This window comes from Anaerosporobacter sp. (assembly GCF_031551385.1).
Taxonomy (GTDB): Bacteria; Bacillota; Clostridia; order Lachnospirales; family Lachnospiraceae; genus Anaerosporobacter.
Window position 1 is genome coordinate 1 of the sequence record NZ_JAVBNS010000179.1, and the last position, 6,730, is coordinate 6,730.

6 protein-coding genes are annotated in these 6,730 nt (G+C 35.7%); 2 read left to right on the forward strand and 4 right to left on the reverse strand.

The features are described 5' to 3' along the window. Positions 1-122: 122 nt before the first annotated feature. The gene (locus RMR19_RS14350) at positions 123-308 is read left to right on the forward strand and encodes a DUF6440 family protein (RefSeq protein ID WP_310604182.1); all 186 of its coding nucleotides are present in this window, start codon (positions 123-125) and stop codon (positions 306-308) included. 618 nt (positions 309-926) lie between these two features. On the opposite strand, the gene fsa is transcribed toward RMR19_RS14350, so the two are convergent. From fsa to RMR19_RS14370, 4 genes are all read right to left on the reverse strand, one after another. Further along, positions 927-1,580, reverse strand: a complete 654-nt coding sequence (gene fsa, locus RMR19_RS14355) for a fructose-6-phosphate aldolase (protein WP_310604183.1) — start codon at positions 1,578-1,580, stop codon at positions 927-929. 61 nt (positions 1,581-1,641) lie between these two features. After that, positions 1,642-2,268 carry a DUF4867 family protein gene (locus RMR19_RS14360; protein WP_310604184.1) on the reverse strand — a complete coding sequence of 209 codons (627 nt, stop codon included), beginning with the start codon at positions 2,266-2,268 and terminating at the stop codon, positions 1,642-1,644. 12 nt (positions 2,269-2,280) lie between these two features. Then, positions 2,281-3,306, reverse strand: coding sequence for a LacI family DNA-binding transcriptional regulator (locus tag RMR19_RS14365; RefSeq protein ID WP_310604185.1), 1,026 nt, complete (start codon positions 3,304-3,306; stop codon positions 2,281-2,283). Positions 3,307-3,472: 166 nt separating this feature from the next. Next, the gene (locus tag RMR19_RS14370) at positions 3,473-4,954 is read right to left on the reverse strand and encodes an L-fucose/L-arabinose isomerase family protein (protein WP_310604186.1); all 1,482 of its coding nucleotides are present in this window, start codon (positions 4,952-4,954) and stop codon (positions 3,473-3,475) included. Between the two features lie 420 nt (positions 4,955-5,374). Between RMR19_RS14370 and RMR19_RS14375 the strand changes: the two genes are divergently transcribed. Then, positions 5,375-6,730 (forward strand): L,D-transpeptidase family protein (locus RMR19_RS14375; RefSeq protein WP_310604187.1); only part of this gene is annotated, 1,356 nt, incomplete at its 3' end.

Below are 6,730 nucleotides of genomic sequence, written 5' to 3' on the forward strand. Positions count from 1 at the left end.
TTTTTACTATTTCAAATGAATACAAAGATACAGCCAAAATTCATTGCAAAACATTAGTAATCAAACCATTTTTCTATTAACACATTAACATCAAAAACGCATAATAAGAAAGGGGTTACTTTATGGGAAAAGACGAAGATAGATTTCGAAAGATATATAAACAAGGAAAATTAACAATAACTGAGATTTGGGTAGACAATGTCACTGGTGTCAACTACCTTTATCACCAAGATGGATACGCTGGTGGACTAACGCCATTGCTTGACAGAGAAGGAAAACCAATTATTTCTTCATCTTCATCATATTAGATACCAGTTGTTTATTGTACATAAATTCTGTTATCTAATTTTAATAATGGCCTTTCCATTAAATCCAAGAGCATAGTTAAAAACGCTCTTGGATTTATTCATTGAACACTTTACTAGGGCGAACAAAGAAACTTAAAAGTACCACAAATAAAAAACAGTAGAATGAACAATAACTTTGTGAGTTATATAAATTCAATGCTTTATAGTTTTGGTTCGCTGTAGAGCTAGTACTTGTGTATCAGCAAAGTAACCATGCAAAACTTCATTACCTATGCCTGCATATTCGCTGTTGCTCTCTAACTAAAAAACGATAGCGAAACTCCTTAGTACTTCTTAGTGTGTACATTTGCACCCTAGGAAGGCGAGGCATGGACGCCGAGCCAGTCTGAGCTGAGGCAGGATGCCGAATCGAAGACGTTTCCGTACCTTTTCAACAATTTTCCCGTACACACTTAGAAGTTCTTTGGAGTGTAGCGTGTTTTGTGTTAGAGAGCGACAGCGAATATGCTTCGATAACATATAAAAGTTTTGCATTACACACTCCCCCATACGCAAGTACATCAACAGCATCCAAAAAGCGAAACTTGCATTTAAGCAAGTTTCGCTTTTTTCTATTTCTTAGTCTCCAAATACAGCTTTGTAATCTGCTTTGAATTTTTCAATACCTTGATCTGTTAATGGGTGTTTTGTCATTGTTTCAATTACTGAATATGGAACTGTTGCAATATCAGAACCAGCTAAAGCACAGTCAGTAACATGAATTGGGTTACGAACACTTGCTGCGATGATTTCTGATTCGATACCATGTACAGAGAAGATATCAGAGATTGTACGAATTAAGTCGATACCTGGTTGAGAGATATCATCAAGACGTCCAAGGAATGGAGATACATAAGCAGCTCCTGCTTTTGCAGCTAATAATGCTTGATTAGCTGAGAAGATTAAAGTAACGTTTACTTTGATACCTTCGCTAGCAAGTACTTTTGTAGCTTTTAAACCTTCAACTGTCATAGGAATTTTAACAACCATGTTTGGATGGATTTTAGCGATTTCTCTACCTTCTGCGATCATTGTTTCTGCATCTTCTGTAGTTGCTTTTACTTCTCCACTAATAGGTCCATCAACGATTGATGCGATTTCAGCGATAACTTGGTTGAAATCTCTTCCTTCTTTTGCGATTAATGATGGGTTTGTAGTAACACCACAAATTACACCCATATCATTTGCTTTCTTAATATCCTCAACGTTTGCTGTGTCAATAAAAAATTTCATTTTACTTTCTCCTTTTACATATATAATTAATTTTTAGAAACTACGCTCTTATTAAAGGAAACTATACTGTTAAGTTTGTTCCTTTTAAACCAATAAATGCACCGTCTTTATCAAGACCTGACTCTTCATGTGCTACAAGCCATTTATTTCTAGCAAATAGTAAAGCATCTTCGCCTTTTGCATTTGCCGGTTTCTTCTCTAAATCAAGATTTGTATCTCTTGGTAAAATTACAACACATTGGAATCCTGCTTCTGTTGCATCGCAAGGAGCATAATGAAGTGTTGTTGCATATACTTCAATTGCTATGTTTGCTGGCAATAGAAATGCTTCTACTTTAGAAGTATCATATGTATAATCATCTTCCATATCTTGTTGCATACCAATAAGAAGAATCAAATCTTTCGCTGCAATATTAATTTCTGAACTTCTATGATACTCTAATGCATTCAATGTATTATTATGTCCATTACAGTATCCAACTTGTACAGGAAGTCCTCCATATACATTGTTTGTGAAATAGTCCATAATTTCTGCTGTTTCTAACTCATCTACAGATGGAACATAGATAACATCATCTGGCAATGGTGTAGATTCAAGAATTTTAACAATATCTGTTGTATCATAATCATTTAAAACGCGTCCATATTTCTTAAAACTAGCGTCTGTAACTTTTTGAATTTTTAACATTGACTTCCTCCATTAATTTATATTTTCAAGAATTTTTATTTCATTCTTAATAATATTCAATTCCTTTGCTGGTGTAATATTACTCACCAAATATTGAAAAGCCATATTCACTGCTTTATACCCCTGCGTAAATGGTTGCTGACATATTGTCGCCTTTATTGTTCCTTCTTCTATCAATTCACGTGTTTCTGGTATTAAGTCAGATGCGATTATTGTAATCTTATCAATTAATCCTGCCTCTTTTACTGCTTTGCATACACCAACGGTACCTGCTGCTACAATATAGAGTGCTGTAATATCCTTATGTTTATCAAGCATCTTCTTCGTATTCTCATACGCACATAAATCATCATCGTTCGTCTCAACAATATCTGCAATCTCCATAGTAGGATATTTCTCTTTGCAAATCGTATTAAATCCAAGGATTTTTTGATTATGTCCAGAAAGCATTGGCGTACCAGTTGCAATCCCTATCTTAGCAATTCCATTCGTAACTAGCCCTAAAAGACCAGCTGCAGTCTCACCACTCTTTAGATAGTTACAACCAATATGACTAATTCGCTTAGAATCCTCGATATCCGTATTAATTGTTAATACTTCGATTCCTTGCTCTGTAAGTTCTTCAATCTTATTCGCGATTCTTTCGTCATTCATTGGATTCAGAATCAGAAAATGAATCTGTTCTTTCATCTCATCAATCAACGCAAGCTGCTTCTCCACTTGATAGCCTCTCATTGATTTCAGAAGAATACTTACACCATAAGATTGAATCTCCTGTTCCGCTCGTTCGATTCCTGCTATTACTTCATCATAGAAACGAATCCCTTCCGAGATAAGAAGTATACCAATAACATAATTTTTCTTTTGTGCGGCAAGTGCTTTGCCCGCTGGGTTGGGTACATAACCTAAGCGCTTGGCAGTTTCACGAATGAGTTCTTCTGTTTCAGGTTTTACATTTCCACGATTATTCAGTACTCTATCCACAGTACCTCTTGATATATTACACGCTTGTGCAATCTGTTTTATCGTTACTGCCATATCAAAAATTTTGCTCCTTCCCAAATGTTAGGACGACGGCATCAATTGAACAAAATTCAAATTGGTATCGTCGTCCTCAATTGAAGACCGATGCTTCTCAAGCTAACTATTCAGGACTTCGTCCTTCAAGTTACAATTATGCACACAAATCCTTCCATACACATTCTTATGCGAATGGATTTTCAGTTTTGTAAAGCATTCCTTTTGGTTGGTTGAATCCGATATCTTCTACATCTAAATATTTGAACACTTCAAATATAGTCTTTCCAAAGTGACCAAATGCTACTGCTCCATGATGTGGGTAGTTCTTTTCTACTAATACATGACGGTAGAATCTTCCCATCTCTGGAATTGCGAAGATACCAATTGCTCCAAATGAACGTGTTGCTACTGGAAGAACTTCACCTTCTGCTACGTATGCTGTAAGTTTTGCATCTGATGTACTTTGAAGACGGAAGAATGTGATGTTACCAGGAATAATATCTCCTTCTAAAGTACCACGCGTGATGTTTGGTTCTTGATTTGGTTCTAAGCTTCTAGCCATGATTTTTTGGTTCTTCATAGCGCAGAATGATAACTTAGAAGCTGCAGTGTTTCCACAGTGGAATCCCATAAATGTATCTTTTAATGTATAGTCAAATTTTCCTTTGATTTCTTCTTCATACATATCTGCTGGAACAGAGTTGTTAATGTCAAGTAATGTAACAGCATCTTCACTAATGCAAGTACCAATGTACTCACTTAAAGCTCCGTAGATATCTACTTCACATGCTACAGCAATTCCTTGTGCTGTTAAACGGCTGTTAACATAACATGGAACGAATCCAAATTGTGTTTGGAATGAAGGCCAACATTTGTTTGCGAATACAACATAGTCTCTTGATCCTTTGTTTGCTTCCATCCAGTCAAGTAATGTAAGTTCATATTGAGCAAGTTTAGGAAGGATTCCTGGCATATTGTTACCTTCACCAAGTTCGTTTTCCATATCTTTGATTACGTCTGCGATTCTTGGATCATTTGCATGTTCATTGAATGCAGCATATAAATCTAATTCTGAATTTTCTTGTATCTCAACACCTAAATTATATAATTGTTTAATTGGTGAATTACATGCTAAGAAATCTTGTGGACGTGGTCCAAAAGAAATAATCTTTAAGTTTTGAAGTCCAATAACTGTTTTTGCGATTGGAAGAAATTCTGCCATCATATCAGCTACTTCAGCTGGAGTTCCTACTGGATATTCTGGTATGTAAGCTTTGATGTTACGAAGTTTTAAGTTGTAGCTTGCATTTAGCATACCACAATAAGCATCACCACGGTCATCTGCTAAGCTATCGCCTTTTTCTTCTGCAGCAGCTACAAACATAACTGGTCCGTCAAATTTTTGAGCTAATAATGTTTCTGCTGATTCTGGTCCGAAGTTTCCAAGGTATACTACTAAAGCATTACAATTCGCTTCGTTTACTTCTTTTAATGCTTTTAACATGTCAACTTCATTTTCGATTGTTGTTTTACATTCAAAGATTTCACCATATTTTTGAGTGTATTCTTTTACAACTGCTGCTCTTCTGCTTTCTGATAATGACATTGGAAAACAATCTCTACTTACTGCTACAACACCTAATTTTATTTCTGGAATATTTTTCATTATCTAAATCCATGCATACCACAAGTCTATTGTGATACTGCCCATATAAACAGGTTGAAAGAAGGGCACGCATGGCTCCTTTCTTTATATTATGGTAAAATTCTTTCAACCGACACTTTGATTCGTGCTAAATCGCAAATGTGCTCGTGCACATCTCATAACATAATAATACTCTACGACATATGATTTGTCAATTAAAATTTACGTACATGTTGCAACATACTTACAACATGTACGTACCTCTATTTTAACTCTATTTTCCACCAAGAATTTTACATCTCTACTTGCACTTTTATGCTAGTGTGTTATCATATTATATAAACAGTGACATTTGGGGACTTCGTCCCTTTTGTTACTGCAAAGTTACTTAGGGGGATATCTCCTAGTAACTACATAAACTCTCATTAATGGAGGAAACTTATGAATAGTAGAACTCACAAAAAACGCACTTCCTTACTCGTCAAACTACTAATTGGAAGTTTTCTTGCCTTAGTCGTCTTACTAGTTGGAGGATATCTATTAGCTGTAAACTACTATAGCAAGCATTACTATAAGAATACAATTATTAATGGTATTGATTGTTCCAACAAAACAGTTGAAGAAGCTATGGCATTGTTGAAGTATGAAGCAGACAATTATGTCCTTACAATTAAAGAACGTGGCGATATAGAGGAACATATTTTTGGTTCTGATATCGATTTTACCATATCTTTTGGTAGTAGCTTGGAAGATTTAAAAGAAGAACAATCACCATATCTTTGGTTCACGGCTTTGAATCAAAATGCAGAACACGAATTTCCATCAATGCTTTCCTTTGACGAGGAAAAACTCCAACAAAAGATTACAGAACTTGATGCCTACGACCCAAGCATAGCCCAAGAACCTGACAATGCTTATATTTCAGAATATATGGACGATGGATATGCCATTATCGAGGCAACACAAGGGACTAAACTCAAAAAAAAGAAAACAACAGAATATATCAAGGAAGCCGTAACTAATTTTGAAAGCTCTGTTTCTCTTGAAGAACTTGATTGTTATGTCAAACCAACAATCACTAGCGAAGATACTACTTTAATCACATTGCGCGACACTTTAAATCTATACACTTCCACTTCCTTAACTTATCATTTTGGTGATGTAACAGAGGTACTAGACGGTTCAACAATACATACTTGGCTGTCTATTGACGAAGACGAACAAGTTATCTTAGATGAAGAACGTGTAAAAGATTATGTGGATTATATTGGAAAAACCTATAATTCCTTTGGTCGAAAGCGAAACTTCCAAACTAGTTACGAAGAAACAATAACAGTTATTGGTGGCGACTATGGTTGGTGGCTAAACCGTGTTGCAGAACGCCAAGAAATTATCGAAGCAATTAAAGCAGGTATTCAAACAGAAAAACAACCAAATTATTATCAAACGGCGCAACAATACGGAAGCGATGATATCGGTGATACGTATGTAGAAGTTAATCTAACAGCTCAGCACCTATTCTATTACAAAGATGGTGTTCTTATTGCAGAGTCCGACTTTGTATCTGGTAATGTAGCAAAGAATCATGCTACTCCTGCTGGAACTTATAGCATCACATACAAGGAACGTGATGCTACTCTAGTTGGTGAAGATTATGAAACACCTGTTAAGTACTGGATGCCTTTCAACGGAAGCATTGGTCTTCATGATGCTGATTGGAGAACTGAGTTTGGCAAAGATATCTATCTAAAAAAAGGGTCACATGGCTGTGTTAATCTTCCACCTAAAATAGCTCAA